This window comes from Stieleria tagensis (assembly GCF_024129865.1).
GTDB lineage: Bacteria > Planctomycetota > Planctomycetia > Pirellulales > Pirellulaceae > Stieleria > Stieleria tagensis.
In genome coordinates, this window is sequence record NZ_JAMYFE010000094.1 from 19,749 (window position 1) to 38,973 (window position 19,225).

A 19,225-nucleotide genomic window follows, 5' to 3' on the forward strand; every position below is an offset into this window, starting at 1 on the left:
GGCACATGGTCTCACACAGCGTTGCATCATTGTGTCGCCCGCCGGGCTTTAGAATACGCTGGCTTCAAAACGGACGCGTCGCGCTTACCAAAAACCAATGCCCTATGCGAAAGCGCAACTTCAAACGTTTCAAGTTTCAATCCGTGATGTTTTTCATGCGAATTCTACACCTGCGGTGCTGGCTGCTTCCGCTCTGTCTGCTGCTCGTTTACACGGGAATCCAGCTGGAACAAGAGACGTTCAGTGGTGAGGTAACCGACACCAGTGCGCCGTCGCCGACCCGATCGACGTCCACCGGTGAACTCGATGCCAACCAAGACATTTCCGGTGCCGCCGACCCACTCCGCCGGCCCGATGTACTGATGCTGGTGGTCGATGATATGAATGACTGGATTTCATTGTTTGACCAGCGATCACCGATTCGAACACCGAACCTGGAACGATTGGCGCGACGCGGGGTGCTGTTCACGCAAGCCTATTGCGCATCGCCAGCTTGCAACCCCTCCCGCGTCGCGACGTTGACCGGGTTGCGACCGACCAGCAGCGGTGTTTACGGAAACGCAAGTGATTGGCGGCGGGTTCTACCGACACGCTTGACCGTGATGCAACAATTTCAACGCGCCGGATACAGCGTGCGTGGCGCGGGGAAAATATTTCACCACCATCTTGCGGGCGCATTCCATGACAACGATTCGTTTGACGATTTCCAGCCGATGCGGGAACAGCAATACCCAGCGTCCAAACTGAATCAAGCACCAGACTACGGATCACGCAACACCGATTGGGGCGCCTTTCCCGAACATGTCAAAGACTCCATCGACTATCACACCGCCAGCTATTGCATCGACGTTCTGCGTCAGCCGCCAAGTGATGCGCCCCTGTTTCTAGCCTGCGGGATCTTCAAACCTCACTCGCCGTTTTTTGCCCCCCTGGAATTCCATGATCGCTACCGGGATCTGCCGCTGCCGATCTTGAACAACGACGACTGGAGGGACCTGCCATCGGGCGCTACAAAGCTGATGAAAAAAACCAAATGGTTTTGGAATGGCATGCAGAAAGTCGAATCCGAACACCCCGGATCCTACCACGACTTCATTCGTTCCTATGCGGCGTGCGTCTCATTTGCCGACGACCAAATCGGCCGCGTTCTCGACGCGTTGGACGATAGCCCCCGCAGCAAGAACACAATCATCGTGCTGTGGTCGGACCATGGTTTTCATTTAGGCGAAAAACAGCATCTTGAAAAGTTCGCGCTGTGGGAAAAGACCAATCACATACCGTTGATCATCGTGGCGCCGCAAATCGGCCAAGCGGGCGCCCGTTGCGATCGCCCCGTGGACTTAACCACATTGTACCCGACCCTGCTAGAATTGGCGGGATTGCCTGCCGACGATGCAACCGACGGCGACAGCATCGTGCCGTTGTTGCGCGACCCGACTGGTCAGTGGGAATCCCCCGCAGTGATGACGTATCTACCGGGCAATCATGCCGTCCGCAGCCAGCATTGGCGTTATATTCACTATGCCGATGGCACCGAGGAGTTGTACGACCACCGGACGGATCCCCATGAATGGAACAATCTGGCCACCGACAAACAGTTTCATTCGACGATCCAGTGGCACCAAAAATGGTTGCCGACCGACCAAGCCGCTCCGGCGCCCGACATGCGAAAACCGGCAACGCCAGCACATTAGTCTTCCCACCCCAAAGCCCCGCCTGATGAAATTCCCTCGCTTTGTTCTCACTTCAGTTTTCCTGACCAGCTGGATCTGTTCCGCTACAGTCCAGAGCACCGCAGCAGATCCGGTGACGGTTTTTAGAAACGGCAGCGACGGTTACAAGATCTTTCGTATTCCGGCAATGGTCGTTGCGGCCAACGGTGACATCCTGGCATTCTGCGAAGCCCGCCAAGGCGGTGATTTAAGTGAGATTGATCTGGTACTGAAACGCTCGGCGGACGGTGGAAACACCTGGCAACCGTTAGCAGTGGTTCAAGAGAGCGACGCATTCAAAGCGTTGTACGAGGATCCGAATCGCGAGATCAGCATTGGCAATGCCGCCCCCGTGGTGGACCACCTTGATCCTCAACATCCCGGCCGGATTTGGCTGCCGTTCACGTTGGAGAATGACCGCGTGTTCGTCACCTTTAGCGACGATCATGGCCACAGCTGGGCACCACGGCGGGAGATCACCGCCGATGTCAAACAGTCGCAATGGGGCTGGTATGCAACCGGTCCGGTACATTCGATCCAAATCCAGCGGGGACAGTACAAGGGCCGAATCGTGGTGCCCTGTGACCACCGAATCGGCGCCGGTGGACACGACAGTGGCGACCTGGGAGCGCATGCCATCTACAGCGATGACCATGGCACCACCTGGAAACTAGGCGCTGTCGACGCCACCTACGATGACGGGTTGAACGCCAACGAAACCACTGTCATCGAGCTGAACGATGGGCGGCTCTATTTCAATACGCGCAACCAAAATGGCCAGGCACCGGGAACACGCGGTGACGGCTACAGTCGCGACGGGGGACAAACGTTCGAACGTCAGGATGCTCAGCCCTATGCCATTTTCCGTCCCTCGCCCGAAGTGCTTGATCCACCCGTGGTTCAATGTTCGCTGCTGCGTGCCGCTTCGACCCGCGACGGTGACAATCGAAACCTGATCCTATTTGCCGGACCGGATCAAAACGGCCCGAGCGGGCCAGGTCGTAGCGATTTGCGAATCCGTTTTTCAACCGACGAAACCGAGACCTGGCAGGACGGACCGCTGCTGCACCGTGGCCCCGCCGCCTACAGCGACATGATCCGGATCGCCGCGGGCCGCTACGGCGTGCTGTTTGAAGCCGGCCAACCGAGTGGCAAAAAATACGACACGATCGTGTTTGCGCAGGTCGGCGATGCAGAATTGGACGCCGAACGGGCGGTCGAGCATGCTCCCTAAAAATTCCAACTGAGTCTACAATGAGCGTCCACTTGTTCCTCAGCGACCGCCGTACGACGCGATTAGATGCACCGATCTGACGAAGAAAAAACGAAATTCGCCAATCGGATGCGCCGTATTTCGGGCCAGGTGAACGCCGTCCAACGGATGATCGAAGACGATCAATACTGTGTCGATGTCATGATGCAAATCTCCGCTGTCACCGGAGCCCTGAACAAAGTCAGTGAACTGCTGATGCAGGAGCACTTGAAGTCCTGCGTGCGGCAAGCGATGGAAAATGGAGACGAAGCCGACCGTGACCAAAAGCTCGAAGAACTGCTGAACGTGTTTCGCAAGTACAGCAAGTGAGTCTGCCTTTGACCCAATCAAAAGTCTTGACTTTGGTTGGCGTCTCGTTACGCCCACGGCGCAAAAACACTTCGGCTAGGGTCCGGTATTGCGAGTGCAGGGAGCAAACCGCAACCCTAAGTTGCGTACGGGTTGGGGAATTTTGATGTTGTTAGCTTGCCGGTTCAGGTCTAAACTGGTGGGTATGTTCCGAGCAATGTTCTCCCTGTTGTTGGTCGCCAATTTGTTGGCTTGCCCGCTGCGCTGCATCGGTTGCGATGCGGCTGCCTGCGGAATTTCGACCGATTCGACAGCGTCCGCCTTGGTATCCGCCGGCTGTGCCTGCTGCCACGATGCCTGTGACCGGTCACTCTCCGAAAGTCAGACGGTCAAATCTGGATCACTGGAATCAACGGCTCAATACATTGATTCCTCAGGTGCTCCGTACGGTTGTCCAGACGATTGCCCCGCCGAATGCCAGTGCAAAAATTGTCTCTGTGAAGGCGCAACGATCCAAGACGGGCCGGAGCTTCCGATCGCATTGCTCCACTCGATTATCGGTCCCGATCGCGAAGTTTTCCCACTGGTCGAACGATCGGTCTGGCGAGATGTCACGATTGATCACGGATGGATCGAAAGTGGTCGCCAGCGGCGCATTGCGCTGCAATCTTGGCTGATTTGAATTCGTTCTCTTGATGGCATTCTGCCATCGATCCACTGAACGTCTCTGCATTGAACCGCGTGGCCGATCGTGCCGCCGAATTCAATCGTGGTTGCGCTGTCAAACAGTGGGCATCAAAACTAAACCGGCCGACATGATCCGCTGCAACTGTGTTGAAGCCAGCGCGGTTGCGATTCACCTGCCCGCCCCGCGGCAGAGTAAAGAGACCGAAGCGGCAATTTGCCAGACCATTTCAGTTAGTAACAAAGATAGTCGCTGGCTTCAAAACGGACGCGTTGGGTTCGGAAAAATCAATCTCATACGATGTGATTCAACTAATGCTACTACCCTGGGAATACGGAGTTCGCAATCTGGCCAGGCGACCGGTGCGCACCGCACTCACGCTGGTCGCTCTGGCGACGGTCGTGATGCTGGTGTTCGTCGTCGTCGGATTCATCCGTGGTCTGGAGAAATCGCTGGCCGTCAGCGGCGATCCGCAGGTCGTGTTGGTGTACTCGGTCAACGCCGAACAGAACATCGAGAACTCTTCCATCGCAGCGCGCACACCGGACCTGTTGACGGCCAGTTTGGACGGGGTGCAAAAGCGATTTGGTGTCACACATGTTTCCCCGGAAATGTATTTGGGGACGCGCATTAAAACACGTGACGGCGACGCAGGGTTGGGATTGGTGCGCGGCGTCACACGCACGGCCCCCTTGGTGCGACGCGGCGTGAAAATCGTTGCGGGCAGTTGGCCTGGGCCGGGTCAGGTGCTGGTCGGTCGATTGGCCTATGCCAAACTCGGCAGCCGCAGCGAGTCGCTCACGATTGGCCAGACGGTCGAATTCGAAGGCAAAACGTGGACGATTAGCGGATTGTTCGTGGCCGGCGGTGCTGCCTATGAATCAGAAATCTGGTGTAACCTCGCCGAATTCCAAACCGCTACCAAACGCCAGGACATCAGTTTGGCAGCGATCCTGATGGCCCCCGGTGCGAGCGCATCTCGGGTGCAACTGTTTTGCAAAGAACGAACGGATTTGGAGCTGCGCGCGATCGTGGAAACCGACTACTACGCGGCGCTTCAACAGCACTACAAACCGGTTCGACTGTTGGCCTGGTTCGTTGTCGTGCTCGTATCGTCGGCGGGAATTTTTGCCGGATTAAACATGATGTATGGCGCCGTCGCAGGCCGCGTTCGCGAGATCGCGACCTTGCAAGCGATTGGATTTCGGCGTCGCGCGGTCCTGTTGAGTTTGGTTCAAGAAGGTCTGCTACTGTCGGCCGCCGCGTCGCTGTTATCGGGTTTCATCGCATTGGTCTTGCTCAACGGTATGGCAGTGCGATTCACGATGGGCGCCTTTACCTTGCGAATCGATAGCGTCGCGATCCTGGTCGGATGCGGCGTCGGATTGGCGCTCGGAATTTTAGGAGCACTGCCACCGGCACTCAAAGCATTGCGTGCCTCGGTGGCGATCAGTTTAAAAGCTGTTTGATTTTGGATTGTTTTGTAAACGTAGACTCGAGGAGAATCTCATGAAGTTGTTGAATTGGACCGTTGCTGTCGCGCTTGCCACGATCGTCGGTTGTGGTCAAACACCATCGTCTGACACAGCCCAGGAACCGGCGCCGCCGGCGGCATCCGAATACCTGGTGGAAACAGAACCGGTCGACGCGGTGCCTGTCGGTGAAGCGCGGCAGTCGGTTAGCGACGCCCAAGCAGTGACGTTGGTCGGCACCATTGGCGGTTCCAGCGAACCATTTGTCGATGGACTGGCGGCGTTCACAATCGTTGACCCCAACGTGCCCTATTGTGCTGCCGACGAAGGCTGTCCGACGCCGTGGGACTATTGCTGCACGCAGGATCAAGTCAAAGACAACATCGCGACCGTCAAAGTCGTCGATGCATCCGGCAATCCGGTGGCCGCCGACGCGCGGAAACTGTTGCAGGTCAAAGAGCTTTCGACCGTGGTGGTCAAAGGGACGGCAACGCGTGACGAGCAAGGCAACTTGACCGTCGCAGCCAACGAAGTCTTTGTACGACCGGGGAAATAAGTGATGGCCGACAAACCATTGGATCTTAGCAAACTGGCACTCGATCGTTCGCCAACGGATTCCGGATCTCCGTCGTCCCGACGACGGAGCGGCCGATGGTTCACGCGCTACGTGCTGCCCCTGGGGATCCTGATTGGGTTTGTCGCCCTACTCGGTGCCGCCGCCCGACGCCAATGGGTTAGCCGTCAACCGGTCAGCGTGGTGCCGGTGATCACGCAACGAGGGCAGGTACAGCGGGCTGGAACAACGTTGTTCCAGGCCGCCGGTTGGATCGAACCGCGGCCAACGGCGATCAGCGTCGCTGCACTGGCCCCCGGGGTGATCGAAGAATTATTGGTCGTCGAAGGCCAATTGGTGGACCAAGGCGAACCGGTGGCACGTTTGATCGCCATCGACGCCGAGTTGGCTGTCCAGCAAGCCGAAGCAACCTTGGCGATTCGAGCCGGTGAATTGAAACGCGCCGAAGCCGAACGCGATGCTGCCGTCGTCCGACTGAATCAGCCTGTGCACATTCGCGTGCAATTGGCCGATGCAAACAGCCTGTTGGCCAAAGCAAAAACAGAATATGAAAAGTTGCCCTTTTTGATCGAATCGGCACAAGCCAGTTTGAAATACAGTGGAGACAACGTGCAGGGCAAACGTGCCGCCGGAGATGCCATTGCCGCACGAACGGTCCGTCAAGCCGAGAGCGAACATGTTTCGGCCCAGGCCAACCTGGGTGAATTGATGGGACGCGGCCCTAATCTGAAACGTGAAATCAATGCCTTGCAAAACAAGGTTGATGCGTTGCAGACCCAATTGGAACTGCTGGTGGAAGAAAGGCGGCAACTGGAAGAAGCCAGCGCCAAGGTGATCACCGCCAGCGCGGTTCACGACCAAGCCAAACTGCAGTTGCGGCAAGCAAAATTGAATGCAGAGCGAACCGTGGTGCGCGCCCCAATCCGGGGACGGATTCTGCGTCTGGTCACATCGCCGGGAGCGCGCGTGATGGGGTTGGACAGCAACGCGGGACATAGCTCCAGTACCGTGGTTCAGATGTACGACCCCGATCGATTGCAGGTCCGGGCCGACGTTCGCTTGGAAGACGTGCCGATGGTCACCCCAGGAGCCCCGGTCGAAATCGAGACCGCTTCCTCGGGCAACGTCATTCACGGTCGTGTGCTGCGTCCGACCAGTTCAGCGAACGTCCAGAAAAACACCTTGGAAGTCAAAGTCGAATTGTTGGAACCGCCATCGACGGTCAGCCCGGAAATGCTGGTCACGGCAACCTTCCTGGCTCCGGAAGTCGCGATCGCCGAGTCGGAGAAGACAGAAACGACACGCATTTTGGTGCCACGGCAACTGATCCATTCCAGCGACAACGGTGCGTTTGTATGGATCGTTGATGGCCAAGACCGCGCAGTTCAAAAAGACGTCACGACCGGCAATGAGAATGCGGAGGGCCTGGTCGAAATCGTCACAGGGCTGACGGTGACGGACAAACTCATTGCCACCGGCAGTGACGATCTGCAAGACGGCGATCACGTGACGGTTGTCGGTGAAGAATCAACCCTCGGAATCGGGAGCTAACGACCATGACCCTCGTCGAACTCAACCACGTCAGTAAATCGTTCAGCAAAGGCGATGAAACGATCACACCGCTGGACGATGTCTCGCTGCAGATCGATGCCGGTGAATTTGTTTCACTGATGGGCCCCAGCGGGACCGGCAAGAGCACGCTTCTTAATCTGGTCAGCGGGATCGATCGTCCCGATTCCGGTACGATTCATGTCGACGGCACCGAGATCACGGGTCTCTCACGTAGCAAATTGGCGGATTGGCGAGCAGCCAATCTGGGCTACATTTTTCAAACGCATAATTTGATCCCGGTGCTGACCGCCTATGAAAATGTCGAGCTGCCAACGCTGTTGCTACCACTTTCATCCGCCCAGCGTCGCGACCGTGTCCAACTCGCGCTCGAAGCGGTGGGACTGGTTGATCGTGCGGAACACTATCCACGTCAGCTGTCCGGTGGCCAAGAACAACGCGTCGGTATCGCTCGTGCAATCGTCGCCCACCCCAAAGTGGTCGTCGCCGACGAACCGACCGGAAGCTTGGACACCGAAACGAGCCAACAGATCCAAGTCCTCCTGCAACGATTGAACCAGGAACTCAACATCACCCTGTTGATGGTCACGCACGATGCGGACGTTGCCGCGATCGCATCGCGGCAACTGTTGTTGGACCATGGAAGGTTTCTGGAGAGCAATGGAGCTCCGCAGTCGGACAACAATAAAGCCTCACTTTCTTCCTGAATTTTGCGACGGCCACCTTCCGATGACAACTTACGTCCTCAAGACACTGCTGCGTCACCGCGTACGGACCATGCTGACGGTTTCCGGCGCAGCGGTGGCGATGTTTGTTTACTGCTTTGTCGGTTCAGTCCAGGAGGGTTTGGCACGTTTGACGACCGGCAGTGATGCCGACCGCAGTTTAATCGTCTTTCAAGAGAACCGTTTCTGTCCAACCAGTAGTCGGTTGCCGGAGGATTATTCAGACAAAATCATGGATGTCGCCGGCGTGCGTCAGGTGATGCCGATCCAGGTCTGGACCAACAACTGTCGTGCCAGCCTGGATATTGTTGTGTTCAATGGAGCGGCCCCCGATCAAATCCAATCTTCGCGACCGGTCGAGTTAACCGCCGGGGACTGGCAAACCTTTCAAACGCGCCGCGACGCAGCGATAGTGGGGCGGAATGTTGCCCGTCGCCGTGGATTGGCGGTTGGCGACCAGTTTTCAATCGGCGATGTCTCGGTCTATGTCGCAGGTGTTTTTCGTTCCACCGTTCCGTCAGAAGAAAATTTGATTTACACCAGTTTGCGATTTCTGCAATACACGCGGGGACTGGACGCCGCCGGCCTGGTCACTCAACACGAAGTGCTGTTAAACGAAGATGCCGATCCCGATCGTGTGGCATCGCAAATCGACCAGGTGTTGCGGGCTGGTCCGGTTGCCACAACGACGCGACGCAAGGGTGCGTTTCAAGCAAGCACGTTATCGGATCTGGTGGATTTGATCGGGTTCGCACATTGGTTGGGCTACGCCTGTGTCGCGCTGGTGTTGTCGCTGGTCGCAACCACGACGGTGATGAGTGTTCAAGACCGAATCAAGGAATATGCCGTCCTGCAAACGATCGGAGTCCGTCCGCTGCGTGCGCTGCGATTGGTATTGGCCGAAAGCATGATCTTGTGTTTGGTGGGTGGCGTCACCGGCACGTTGCTGGCCGGCGCCGTGCTTGGGCTCGGCGGTTTCGCAATTGGCGCTGAAGGGGCCACGATTGCCTTTCGCCCCTCGCTGAGTTTAATTCTGTCGGGAACCATCGTTTCGTTGCTAGTCGGGATCGTTGCGGGAATTGCCCCGGCGATCCAGGCTGCGACCGTCCCCATCGTGGACGCGCTGCGGCAAGCCTAAGACGAAATGACAGGCAAAGAATTCTCGTTCGAATCAAATCAAAACAACGAATCAGCGATCGAGTTGGCCGGTCTGCCCCGACCAGAATTTGATCGGTTGGTTGCAGCCCATCGAGAACAACGTTTCCAAATGGGGACAATAGACTTGGAATCCTCTTTCCACAGTGTCATCGATCGGTAACACGCCCAAGCCGCGACCGGATCCCACATCCCAAAATCGAATCGTCTGGTCTCCGGCAACCGAAACGAGTGTTTGATCATGCTGGGTAAATGAAATCCCAGAAACACTTGCGCGATGCCCGCGTAACAGCCCCAGTGAATGGTAATCAACCGCATCGAGCAATTCGATCGAACCGTCTTGGTGACCGACAGCAATGGTCTGTCCGCTACCGGAATACTTGGCAATCGTGTATTCGCCTAAACGCCCCAATTGTTGCTGCTGGGGCATCAGAGTTGCCGCATCGAAAGTCAAAAAGTGATTACGTGTGAGCACCAGAATCTGTTCTCCGTCTGGTGAAACGGTCAACTGTTCGGCGCCGCTGGTATCCAACAAGACTTCAGATTGAACCGAGCCATCGGCCATTTGGTAACAGCGGAATCGGTCATCGAACAAGACGAGCAATTGTTGGTCATCGTTCATGAAATCCAAATCAACACAGTCGGAATCATCCGCCTGAGATTTCATTCGCAATTGTTCCGATCCGTCATTCGCAGAAAACACGACCACTGCGTCGGGAGCCGATGCGGCAACTCGCTGTCGATCACTGCTGGCGGCAATTTGCGAATGCGTGTCCTTTGGCAGCGTCGCGATGCGATCGAGTTGACGAGTGGAAAAGCTCAATCGAAATATGTCGCCGCGGTGGTCTCGGACAAACGCCACATCATCATTGGCGGTCACATCGCTGATGCCGTGGATTGGAAATCCAAACGTTGAATCCGCATCTTGATCATTGGGCAGGGTCCAGGCACGAACAGCACCATCGCGCAGCGCTGCCACAATCGTTTGATCGTTCGCAAACACCAAACTCTTGACCGGTTGGTCGCCGGTGGTGAACACCGTGGCATCCGGCAGCAACAACGCCGTGTTTTGCTGGGGTGCGGCGGTCAAGACTTTGTCGAGCTGCCATAAATGCAGCAAACCGTTGTCGCAACCGACGGCGATCCGAGTGCCCGTCGAATCGAGCGCGATGCTGCGGATGCGACCTCGAATGTCGGTTTCCGAAGCGATGATTTCTAGATCTGGCCATGTGGCCAATCTAAGTTGATCGGCGTCAGCGATGACGATCCGATTGCCGGTATCGGAAAATCCGAAAATCAGGGGATCAAACCCGGGTCGCCAGACATCTTGCTGCTTTAGATCGGGCAGCCCCCAAACCGCGATCGCCTGCTGTCGAGTGGAACGGTCCTGACGCAGAATTCCAACCAACGATTGGCCGCCCGGCGCAAATGCAAGTGACTCGTTGCGTGAATCGGTCAGGCATCGACCAAGCACTTGGCCCTGGGTGTCTTGCAACAACACGTGCTGGTACCGGTCTGCAGAGGCAATCCAACGGCCATCGGCAGAAAACGCCACCGATTCAATGGCATTTTGATGAACGGCGCCCCCCTGGGCCGAGTCACCCAACTGCGATGAATCGCCCTGAGTCTCGTCGCGGTTGAGATTGTATAAGACGACCGGGTTATCCCCCTCTTCAACGTTCCTTCCCGTCATCACCATCGAGTTGTCGGGGGCGATCGCAATCGAATTGAGTTCGCCGCCGATCATCACACCGCCGGTTTGTCCCGGTTGATTCAAGTCCCAACGGCGGAGCCAGCCATCTTCTCCGGCACTCCAAATCTGGTCCGTTCCTGGCACCACCGTCACCGCAGTTGCAGCGGCAGCGTGCCGACCAAGTTCGATCATTGCCGGCGGGCGGCACAGGTTTTTCAGCAACCACCACTCAAAGCCGCGCTGATCCGGTGATTCATCCTCCAATTCCGATGCGTCCAGAATGTGCCGATCCAACAACTGATTGACTTCATCGGTATCACGCATGGTGAATGCATGGTAGGCCGCCGCCACGTCCGCCACATACAAATGACGTCTCAGTCGATTTCGACTGTGGTCTAAATGCTGGTTCACGCGTGCCAGTTCGACGTTGGTTTTTGCCAACACGTTGTTGCTGGTGTCTAAACTGTCGTTGACCAACGCCAACCGTTTGGATCCGACGAACTGCACCAGCAACGCCAACAAGACGGCGAAAGCAACGCCCAGTGCTGAAAGCAGAAAGGTTTTCGGATTTCGGGTGATCCAACTCACCAAATGGTCCGCTGGTCCCGGCTGTCGCGCCACAATTCGATCACCGGATGCATAGCGCCGCAGATCACGGGCTAGTTCCGCGGCGTTGGCATAACGATCGGATGCTTTGAACGACATCGCCGACAAAATGATCGCCTCCAACGGACGCGGAATGTTGTGGCGAATCTTGGACGGTGGTGTCAGTTTGCCAGTGGAAATTTCCATCAGCACACGAAATCGATTCCCGCGATGAGGCCGCTGGCGTGTGACCAATTCGTACAGGGTGGCGCCCAACGAGTAGACATCGCTGCGATGATCAACCGAGTCGTGCTCACCGGATGCCTGTTCAGGGCTCATGTAGTGAGGCGTACCAATGATCTGGCCCGTTTGTGTCACCACGGTGTGGGCATCTCCGAGCGAGGCCAGCCCAAAGTCCATCAGCCACAAGTGTCCCATTCGATCAAGCATCAAATTGGACGGTTTCACGTCGCGATGCACGATGCCTTGTTGGTGGGCTGCATGCAACGCGTCAGCCGCGTCGGCAATCAATTCCGCTAGATCTTTGCACTCGTCGCGATGAATCTGGGCCGCTGCGAAACATTGCAACGCCTTCGACTCGGCGTGGCCGTAGGCACAAGAGACCGTTTGGCTTTCACCTTCATCGATCGATGATGCCAATGAAAAATCTTCCGGCAATGCTGCAGCCAATTCAGCTAACGTACAACCATCGATCAATTTCAGGACAAGATAGGAACCGGCCAGTTCGTTGTGGTAGGCCAGCAACGGCACGATGTGATCATGGTGCAGCGACGCGATCGCTTCCGCCTCGCGCCGAAAACGCTGTTGGACCGACGAACTAAGCGCCGTGTCGGTATTCAACAACTTCAGCGCGACCGTGGAATCATCAACGATCCGTCGCGCTTCATAAACCCGCGACATCCCGCCTCGACCGATCATTCGAATGATTTCATATTGCCCCGCATCGATCGCATCTAGTTCGGTCGCCAATTTCGATCGTGGCTCGGACGAATCGGCCGATGATGACTGTGTGATCTCGGGCGAATCATTCACAAGCAATAGCTGGGGAAATCATTGTGAAAACGAATTACGTGTAAACTCTGTCAGTCTAGCGCATGACGCCATCCTTCGCCAAGCATCAGTCGCGGCCCCCCAACCAGATGCCGTCTTCCAACGTCAACTTGGAACGGTGCTCTTCAGGACAACAACGAGATCAATTAGATGACAGTTCCAGGTCGCATGGTTGCAAGCAATAGCCGGTCTTCAAGAATCCTGACATCCCGTTTAGAGTCTGTCTGATGCCACAATCAAACGCTTCCGATCCGGGGTCCTCCGCCGGATTGATGTACCAATGGATTCTAGCTGGATTGGTGTCGGCGTCAGCACGATTTATTCCAATTCCGTTCGTTGATGACCTGGTTCGTGGACGTTGTCGGCGGTTTGTGATTTCACGGACGCTGGCCGCTCACCATGCCTCGGCGCAGCTGGACACTCTCAAACCGTTCTATGGTGATCGCGGCGGATGCATAGGTGGTTGTGCCGGGACGATTGTCAGAGCGCCGTTGAAGTTGCTGCTGTTTCCAATCCGCAAGGTTGTTACGATCGCCACCTCGGTTCGGGGGGTGCCACTGGAAGTTCTGCAGCTGGTTTTGCTGGGCCGTACCTTGGACCGCTATCTCGGCGACAATCGACCGGAATCCGGTTCGCTGCCGGCTGCGCAGATGCGTGAAGCGTTTGACGACGCTTTTGCCCGCATGGACTTTCGCGTGGTTCGCGCCGCGATCGCGGATGCCTTGTCGAGCGTCAGCGGGTGGAAATCCGCAGCCACTCAGACAGCCGAAAAAGTGGCTGATCCGAACGAATCCAACGAGAATCTGCGGGCACCGGAAGAGGTGCAATCGGGGGCGGCTGAAATCCAGCGCGTGCTCGACGGACCCGAAACCGCCAAGTTATTTGCGGAATTTGATGCGAGGTTTGATACCGCGCTTCGCCAACTCGGTTGAGCCGGTGGCATTCTGTCTTGCCCTGAACAGGCTTGGTTGACTATGTCCTAGATCTTATCTGCAGCTTGACCGGACAAATCGATGCCGGTGAGGACGACCACTCGAGACGGAATGATTGACATGGATGTCAACTTGCACAGCACAAGAACCCCAACCAGCCCGCTACGAATGGGTCTTCTTTCAATCGTGGTTTTGGTGACAGTCTGTGTTGCCGGTCCGTCGCAAGGCCAACAAATCCCGCTCCAAGATCCGCCACCATCGACCGATGCGGACGTCGAAACATCCGCTCCGTACATCGTTTTTGTTGCCAACCAAGACGTCTGCGCCCGCTGCGGCCCCGGTGACGAACACTACCGCACCGATCCGCTGCGACGCGGCCAGGAACTGGAGGTGTATGTCGAAACGGAATCGGGATGGCTGGGAATTCGGCCACCGGAGAAAAGTTTTTGCTGGTTGCCCGAAGACGCGGTCGAAGCGATGCCTGAGGACGAGGGCGATACCGGCAACCTTCAGATCGGCACCATTGAGAAGGACAAAACCGTGGCTTGGATCGGCACCCACCTGGGCCAAGCCAAACGCTATCGCTGGCAGGTGATGCTAAGTGCCGGGGAACCGGTGACAATCATCGGCCGCAGCGAGCGGGAAACAGCAACCGGAAAAAAAACATGGCTGCGGATCATGCCACCCTCGGGCGAATTCCGGTGGATCCACCGCGACCAAATCGTCGAGAGTGCCGAACAGCTTGCCGATCGAATCGCTCAAGCTACGACGATGTCGACGGACGACACAATGTCCACGAATGACAATGACGACCAACAGCAAGTCGTACAGACCGGAAACCTGGAAGGGCCGACATTGGCATCACCGTTGCCGATGTCCGATTCGCTGGTCGACGAAGCCCTTAGCAGTGATCGTTCCACACGTCGCGGGGCCACGACATCCGCACTGACGCAAACCGACAGCATTCCAGACCTGCGTCCCGCACCGGCTCGCGTGACGCCTGACACGGCCATTCAGATCCACCGCGACGCCAACCCCGAAGACTTTGAAGACCGTGGGGCGGTGATCGGCAGTGGACTGAAAAAGGAATGGAACCAGGACGCAATGCAAGGATCGATGGCTGTCGTTGACGACGGTGCGCAATCGGTGTTGGCCGACAATCCACTTGGTGCCGCGCCGATCGAACAGACCACCGCCATCGCCACACCGATTCAACGCGTCACCAATATCGTTGCCAACTTCATCAGCCCGCCGCGATTGGTCGAAATCAATAGCTCACGTCCCAACGCGTTGGCCGGTGCGATACCAACTGATCGACGCTGGATGGTCGGATCCGATCGCCCCCTGACGCGATCGTCATCCCTGCCGTTGCCCGCCTCGCTAGCCAGTGGCAGCGGTCAAAACGGTGGCATCGTTCAAGCCAGCGCCGTCAGCGCGATCCCCCGCGAACCTCGCGTGATCTCGGTCGCTCAGATTTCCCGCGTCGAAAAAGCCGTTGCCGAAGCCGACTTGGACAGAATCCGTCAAATCCTATCGCGGCTGATGGCCGAGGGCGCGTCGGCAGACGAACTGAACCCGCTCCTGCGACGCACACAGGCACTGTTGGATTCCAGTGACGCCGAACAAGCCGATTTGATCCGCGAGATTTTGCAACGCGCCCAACGCTATCACGACCTGGCCGGACGACGTGATGGGGCAACCCGGATCACATCGGTCGCGCTCGGTTCCGAGAGCCCAGCGCTGGAAAGCCTGTCGTTGGACAAAGCCGCATCGCTGATCGCCGATCCGAGTGCGTCACCGATCAACACTGCGAATACGGCGACAGCCAACTCAACCGAGAACCAGCCGATCAACGTTCCACTTGGACCGACCAGCAGCACCGCAAGTGGGTACTTGGTCCAAGTCTATTCGTCACGCGCCAACAGCCCTCCGTTTGCGCTGACCGATGACTCGGGATTAACGATCGCCTATGTCACGCCCTATCCAGGAGTCAACCTTCGCAATCACTTGAACAGTCGCATTGCGGTTCAAGGTATTGAAAAGATGCTGCAGGGAATGAACACGCCACACATCTTGGTTGACCAAGCCGTGCGACGTTAATGACCGCCGGATGATTTGCTAACCAATTGGTTCGCCATCTCATCCAAATCGTCGTCGTCGTAATCTTCGAAATCGACTTTGGCCTGCTCGCTATTCAAGATCGACATCAACCAGATCGCTGGGGGCCAGTTGTAGGCGGCAAACACAACTCCCAAAACGATCGGTAAGATCCAAGGGTTGTCGACACGTTCTTCGTTGGCGATCGCTTCCCAAATGAAGATCGAATCGAGAAAGAAGGGCGCCAGCATCAGCTCGCCACAGGTCACACTGGCGCTGGATTTAGCGGTCCGTCGCATCACATTCAACCCGCCCACGATGGCGTGCGCGTTGGCCGAGATGTTGAAGAATGCCCAGATCCCGATTCGAATCAGGAACGGCGCTGCGACGATCGCCGCTTTCCCCAATTCCGACACCAATCCATAGACGATAAAACCGGTCAACGACAAAAACACAACAATGTTGATTGCACCGGCGATCACCGCCAGTAAACCCGGTACGTAATAAAATGCTGCCGGACGTCGCTTGGATCCACCGCCGACCGCTGCCGAGTCAGCACGCGACGCGTTTGGCGCCATCGGCAACCGCGTCAGATCGTCTTCGGAAACCAGTTCGTCAAAAAAGTTACTGCTGGCCGTCGTAGCGGCACCACTCGAACCTGCCGCCGCTGTCGCAACGGGTCGGCGGGGGGCGGAAACCGCCGCACGAGCACTCGGCTGTCCCGCCTGCACCGCGGGTCTGGACGCCGCATTTTTCGCACCCGCGGGCGCCGCTGCGGGAACCACGAACGCGGCCTTGCATCCCGGGCAAGCGACCTTCTTTCCAGCCGCACCGGCGGGCAACTTTAGTTTTTTGGCGCAGCTGGGACAGCTGGCAAACAGCGCTTCGGCTGCGGCCGCCGGACGGGCGCCACCGCTTGCCGGCTTGCTAGCAACAGCCGTCGGACTTGACGCAACATCGCCACTTGCTGCAGGGACCATCAACACCGCTTGGCACTTCGGGCAGCGCACCTTCTTCCCCGCCGCAGTGGGGGGGACAGCGATTGCAGACTTACAACCCGAACATTTGATTTGCATAGCGAACGTTGACCAGGCTTTTAATACCGTTCGGACTGAATGCCACCACCCGGCTGGAAGCCCGAGGCAGACTTTTGTAGAGGAGCAGAGTGTGAGTTTATCCGCTACAAACCGACACGCAAGTTCGCCAAGTTGTTGTGTCTGCACATCTGTCGAGGTGGGAAATTGGTCACCAGACCGCTAGACTCTGTTGGTAATTATCTAATCACTGTGGAAAAACATGGCTGCTGTTTCCTGCCCTAGCTGCGATGAAAACGTTCGTCTTCCCACCACCAGCCTCCCCGATCACTCGTCGGTACAGTGCCCCTGGTGTGGTGACACATTCCCCTCGTCACGTTGGCTCGCAGGCCTGGCCCCGCTGGGGCAGCTGATCGGCCCAGACGGCCAACCCATCCAATGGGACGCGCCGCAGCGAGCGGAAACCAATGATCCGGATTCGCTGCAAAATTTGGCTGCGGTCGACAACCTACCCGCGCTCGATGACGTCCAACACGCCGACGAGGACGAATCGGTTTTTGACGGCGATGATTTTGATTCCCAGCTGGCCGACCGTGACGATCCGGCGGCTGATCCGATCGCCGACGTCGAAGCCATGGTCGATGCCAATCCGCCAGCTGAAACCCAATCGAGCGCTGACACCGAACCACCGGTCGATGCTCAGCCGAGTGAGACTGAGCAACCGGTCAATCGCGTTCTTGACGAAATCGAGCGTTTAAACAATTTGCCACCGACCTCTCCGTCGTCTCCGGGCGACGAGGCAATCGATCTGGATGAACCGCAGCGCAATCAATCCGTGGACGAATCCTCGGTCATCTTGGACGACGATGAATTTCCCAGCGGGCTGGGGCTGGCGCAACCGAAGAACGAAGACGCCGAGAATGAATGGGATGTGCCTGAACCATGGGAGATGCAGGAATCGTTGACCGACATGATTGCGGCCGGCAAAGTCACGCCGCGTGCCAGCCAGCGCGAACCAGAACCATCGCGATCGGAAGTGTCTCGGCTGGACAAACAGCCTTTGGAAAGACCGACGGTCGATCAACAACCCATTTATCAACGCAGTCAGTGGAGCCGTCGCGGCAGCCCGCTTCGCAATGTGCTCAAGATCGCGGCGCCCAGCCTGCTTGCTCTGCCGGTCGCCGGAGCCATTTTACTCGGCTCCGGAATGGCACCCAATTTGGGTTTCTATCCCTTTGACGGCTCCTTCAGCGGTCGGACCGCCATAGTCAACGGCTCTGATTTTCAAACGCCGCCCGCCCTGCCCGACGCAGCGAACCCGGACGATGACCTGTTTGCTGCATCAGCCGATTCCGCTCCGTCACAGGGACGCGTGTTGGTCGGTTCCGATGCCCAACTGGACTCCGACTCGGCGGATTCCACCGACTCCTACGCCGCCCAATTCACAAACCAATTGGCGGATGCGGGGGGCGACGCCGGCAGCACCGATGAAGCCAGCTCTGACGAACCGCCCGCGACTGAATCCCCGTTGTCTCCCTCAGAGATCGGCGATCTGTTTGCTCCCCGAGAACAAGAACAAGTCGCCAAGGCAGACGTAGCTGATCCAGACACATCGTCGGTGGCTGAGGTGGACACGACATCCGTCGCCGTCGCCGATGCTGATGCTGATGCCGACGCAACCCCAGCCGTGGTCGACCCGACCGTGGCTGCCGCCCCACAGACGATGCAGACGGATGTCACCGATTCGCTTTTGGTGTTCCCTGCGGAACCGCCCAGTTTGGATTCGGTGGTTCAAGCGAGTGCCGAGACTGAAATCAAGCCTGCCGAGAAACTACCCGAGTTGCCAGCGGCCGAGGAACACTCGATTGACTCGATCGAAGTGGTAGAGGCCTGCAATTTAGCCTTGGCATCGCTCGAACGATTCGAATCGATCAGCAACAGTGACAAACCGCAGGACAAAAAACAATTGGCGCAGTTGGCTGCGTATCGCGACGTGGCAACGATCGGGGGACTGTCATTCGAACCGGACAGTCCGAATGTCAATCGAATCCTGGCAAGACTGTCTCAGCTGCCACAACTCGAATCTTTCGGACAAATGTCCGCGGGCTGGATCCGCTATCAACGACGCGGCACCGATGGGATCTTGTTAGTCGGCCAGATCCGACACGACAATGGTGTTCCCGTCTTTGAACTTCCCGATTCTATCGCACTGGACCTAACACTCGCGACTCAGATTCAGCTTCCTGATGGACAACCCCTCGTCGCCTTTGGACGCATCCTGCCGGGGACCGACAAATCGGCCGACGCAGCCCCTCAAATCGAACTCAGCGCCGGCGTTGTGGCTGACTGAATCGCTCGGA

At 57.2% G+C, this 19,225-nt stretch carries 14 protein-coding genes; 12 read left to right on the forward strand and 2 right to left on the reverse strand.

All coding sequences use genetic code 11. The features are described 5' to 3' along the window. Window positions 1-155: 155 nt before the first annotated feature. The 9 genes from NHH03_RS21110 to NHH03_RS21150 all read left to right on the forward strand — a co-directional run bounded on the left by NHH03_RS21110 (window position 156) and on the right by NHH03_RS21150 (window position 9,436). Window positions 156-1,694 (forward strand): sulfatase, encoded by a 1,539-nt coding sequence (locus NHH03_RS21110; RefSeq protein ID WP_253159362.1) that lies wholly within the window; start codon window positions 156-158, stop codon window positions 1,692-1,694. Window positions 1,695-1,806: 112 nt separating this feature from the next. After that, entirely contained in the window at window positions 1,807-2,946 is a 1,140-nt protein-coding gene (locus tag NHH03_RS21115) for a sialidase family protein (protein WP_253159364.1), read from the forward strand. Window positions 2,947-3,012: 66 nt separating this feature from the next. Beyond that, complete coding sequence (locus tag NHH03_RS21120; protein WP_253159366.1) at window positions 3,013-3,294, forward strand: metal-sensitive transcriptional regulator; 282 nt, start codon at window positions 3,013-3,015, stop codon at window positions 3,292-3,294. A 184-nt stretch (window positions 3,295-3,478) separates the two neighbouring features. Continuing rightward, window positions 3,479-3,955, forward strand: a complete 477-nt coding sequence (locus NHH03_RS21125) for a hypothetical protein (protein WP_253159368.1) — start codon at window positions 3,479-3,481, stop codon at window positions 3,953-3,955. Between the two features lie 317 nt (window positions 3,956-4,272). After that, complete coding sequence (locus NHH03_RS21130; protein ID WP_253159370.1) at window positions 4,273-5,427, forward strand: ABC transporter permease; 1,155 nt, start codon at window positions 4,273-4,275, stop codon at window positions 5,425-5,427. A gap of 40 nt (window positions 5,428-5,467) precedes the next feature. Beyond that, window positions 5,468-5,986, forward strand: coding sequence for a hypothetical protein (locus tag NHH03_RS21135; protein WP_253159372.1), 519 nt, complete (start codon window positions 5,468-5,470; stop codon window positions 5,984-5,986). Window positions 5,987-5,989: 3 nt separating this feature from the next. Next, window positions 5,990-7,555: an HlyD family efflux transporter periplasmic adaptor subunit gene (locus NHH03_RS21140; RefSeq protein ID WP_253159374.1), complete on the forward strand. Its 1,566-nt coding sequence runs from the start codon at window positions 5,990-5,992 to the stop codon at window positions 7,553-7,555. Window positions 7,556-7,560: 5 nt separating this feature from the next. Then, complete coding sequence (locus NHH03_RS21145; protein ID WP_253159376.1) at window positions 7,561-8,280, forward strand: ABC transporter ATP-binding protein; 720 nt, start codon at window positions 7,561-7,563, stop codon at window positions 8,278-8,280. A gap of 22 nt (window positions 8,281-8,302) precedes the next feature. Then, complete coding sequence (locus NHH03_RS21150) at window positions 8,303-9,436, forward strand: ABC transporter permease (RefSeq protein ID WP_253159378.1); 1,134 nt, start codon at window positions 8,303-8,305, stop codon at window positions 9,434-9,436. A 51-nt stretch (window positions 9,437-9,487) separates the two neighbouring features. On the opposite strand, the gene NHH03_RS21155 is transcribed toward NHH03_RS21150, so the two are convergent. Further along, on the reverse strand, window positions 9,488-12,784 hold the full coding sequence (locus NHH03_RS21155; protein WP_253159380.1) for a WD40 repeat domain-containing serine/threonine-protein kinase: 3,297 nt from the start codon (window positions 12,782-12,784) through the stop codon (window positions 9,488-9,490). A gap of 245 nt (window positions 12,785-13,029) precedes the next feature. Between NHH03_RS21155 and NHH03_RS21160 the strand changes: the two genes are divergently transcribed. Then, window positions 13,030-13,734 (forward strand): hypothetical protein, encoded by a 705-nt coding sequence (locus NHH03_RS21160; RefSeq protein ID WP_253159382.1) that lies wholly within the window; start codon window positions 13,030-13,032, stop codon window positions 13,732-13,734. A gap of 168 nt (window positions 13,735-13,902) precedes the next feature. Continuing rightward, window positions 13,903-15,834 (forward strand): hypothetical protein, encoded by a 1,932-nt coding sequence (locus NHH03_RS21165; RefSeq protein ID WP_253159384.1) that lies wholly within the window; start codon window positions 13,903-13,905, stop codon window positions 15,832-15,834. Here NHH03_RS21165 and NHH03_RS21170 read toward each other — a convergent pair. After that, complete coding sequence (locus tag NHH03_RS21170; protein ID WP_253159386.1) at window positions 15,831-16,811, reverse strand: hypothetical protein; 981 nt, start codon at window positions 16,809-16,811, stop codon at window positions 15,831-15,833. The genes NHH03_RS21165 and NHH03_RS21170 overlap by 4 nt on opposite strands. Before the next feature lie 316 nt (window positions 16,812-17,127). Between NHH03_RS21170 and NHH03_RS21175 the strand changes: the two genes are divergently transcribed. Further along, window positions 17,128-19,215: a hypothetical protein gene (locus tag NHH03_RS21175; protein ID WP_253159388.1), complete on the forward strand. Its 2,088-nt coding sequence runs from the start codon at window positions 17,128-17,130 to the stop codon at window positions 19,213-19,215. The last annotated feature ends 10 nt before the right edge of the window (window positions 19,216-19,225 follow it).

Excerpts from the sequence above, each read along its gene's own strand:
- NHH03_RS21170 (WP_253159386.1), bottom strand. The coding sequence starts at position 16,811 with ATGGTCCCTGCAGCAAGTGGCGATGTTGCGTCAAGTCCGACGGCTGTT.
- NHH03_RS21130 (WP_253159370.1), top strand. The coding sequence starts at position 4,273 with ATGCTACTACCCTGGGAATACGGAGTTCGCAATCTGGCCAGGCGACCG.
- NHH03_RS21175 (WP_253159388.1), top strand. The coding sequence starts at position 17,128 with ATGGCTGCTGTTTCCTGCCCTAGCTGCGATGAAAACGTTCGTCTTCCC.
- NHH03_RS21150 (WP_253159378.1), top strand. The coding sequence starts at position 8,303 with ATGACAACTTACGTCCTCAAGACACTGCTGCGTCACCGCGTACGGACC.
- NHH03_RS21145 (WP_253159376.1), top strand. The coding sequence starts at position 7,561 with ATGACCCTCGTCGAACTCAACCACGTCAGTAAATCGTTCAGCAAAGGC.
- NHH03_RS21125 (WP_253159368.1), top strand. The coding sequence starts at position 3,479 with ATGTTCCGAGCAATGTTCTCCCTGTTGTTGGTCGCCAATTTGTTGGCT.
- NHH03_RS21120 (WP_253159366.1), top strand. The coding sequence starts at position 3,013 with ATGCACCGATCTGACGAAGAAAAAACGAAATTCGCCAATCGGATGCGC.
- NHH03_RS21165 (WP_253159384.1), top strand. The coding sequence starts at position 13,903 with ATGGGTCTTCTTTCAATCGTGGTTTTGGTGACAGTCTGTGTTGCCGGT.
- NHH03_RS21160 (WP_253159382.1), top strand. The coding sequence starts at position 13,030 with ATGCCACAATCAAACGCTTCCGATCCGGGGTCCTCCGCCGGATTGATG.
- NHH03_RS21135 (WP_253159372.1), top strand. The coding sequence starts at position 5,468 with ATGAAGTTGTTGAATTGGACCGTTGCTGTCGCGCTTGCCACGATCGTC.
- NHH03_RS21140 (WP_253159374.1), top strand. The coding sequence starts at position 5,990 with ATGGCCGACAAACCATTGGATCTTAGCAAACTGGCACTCGATCGTTCG.
- NHH03_RS21110 (WP_253159362.1), top strand. The coding sequence starts at position 156 with ATGCGAATTCTACACCTGCGGTGCTGGCTGCTTCCGCTCTGTCTGCTG.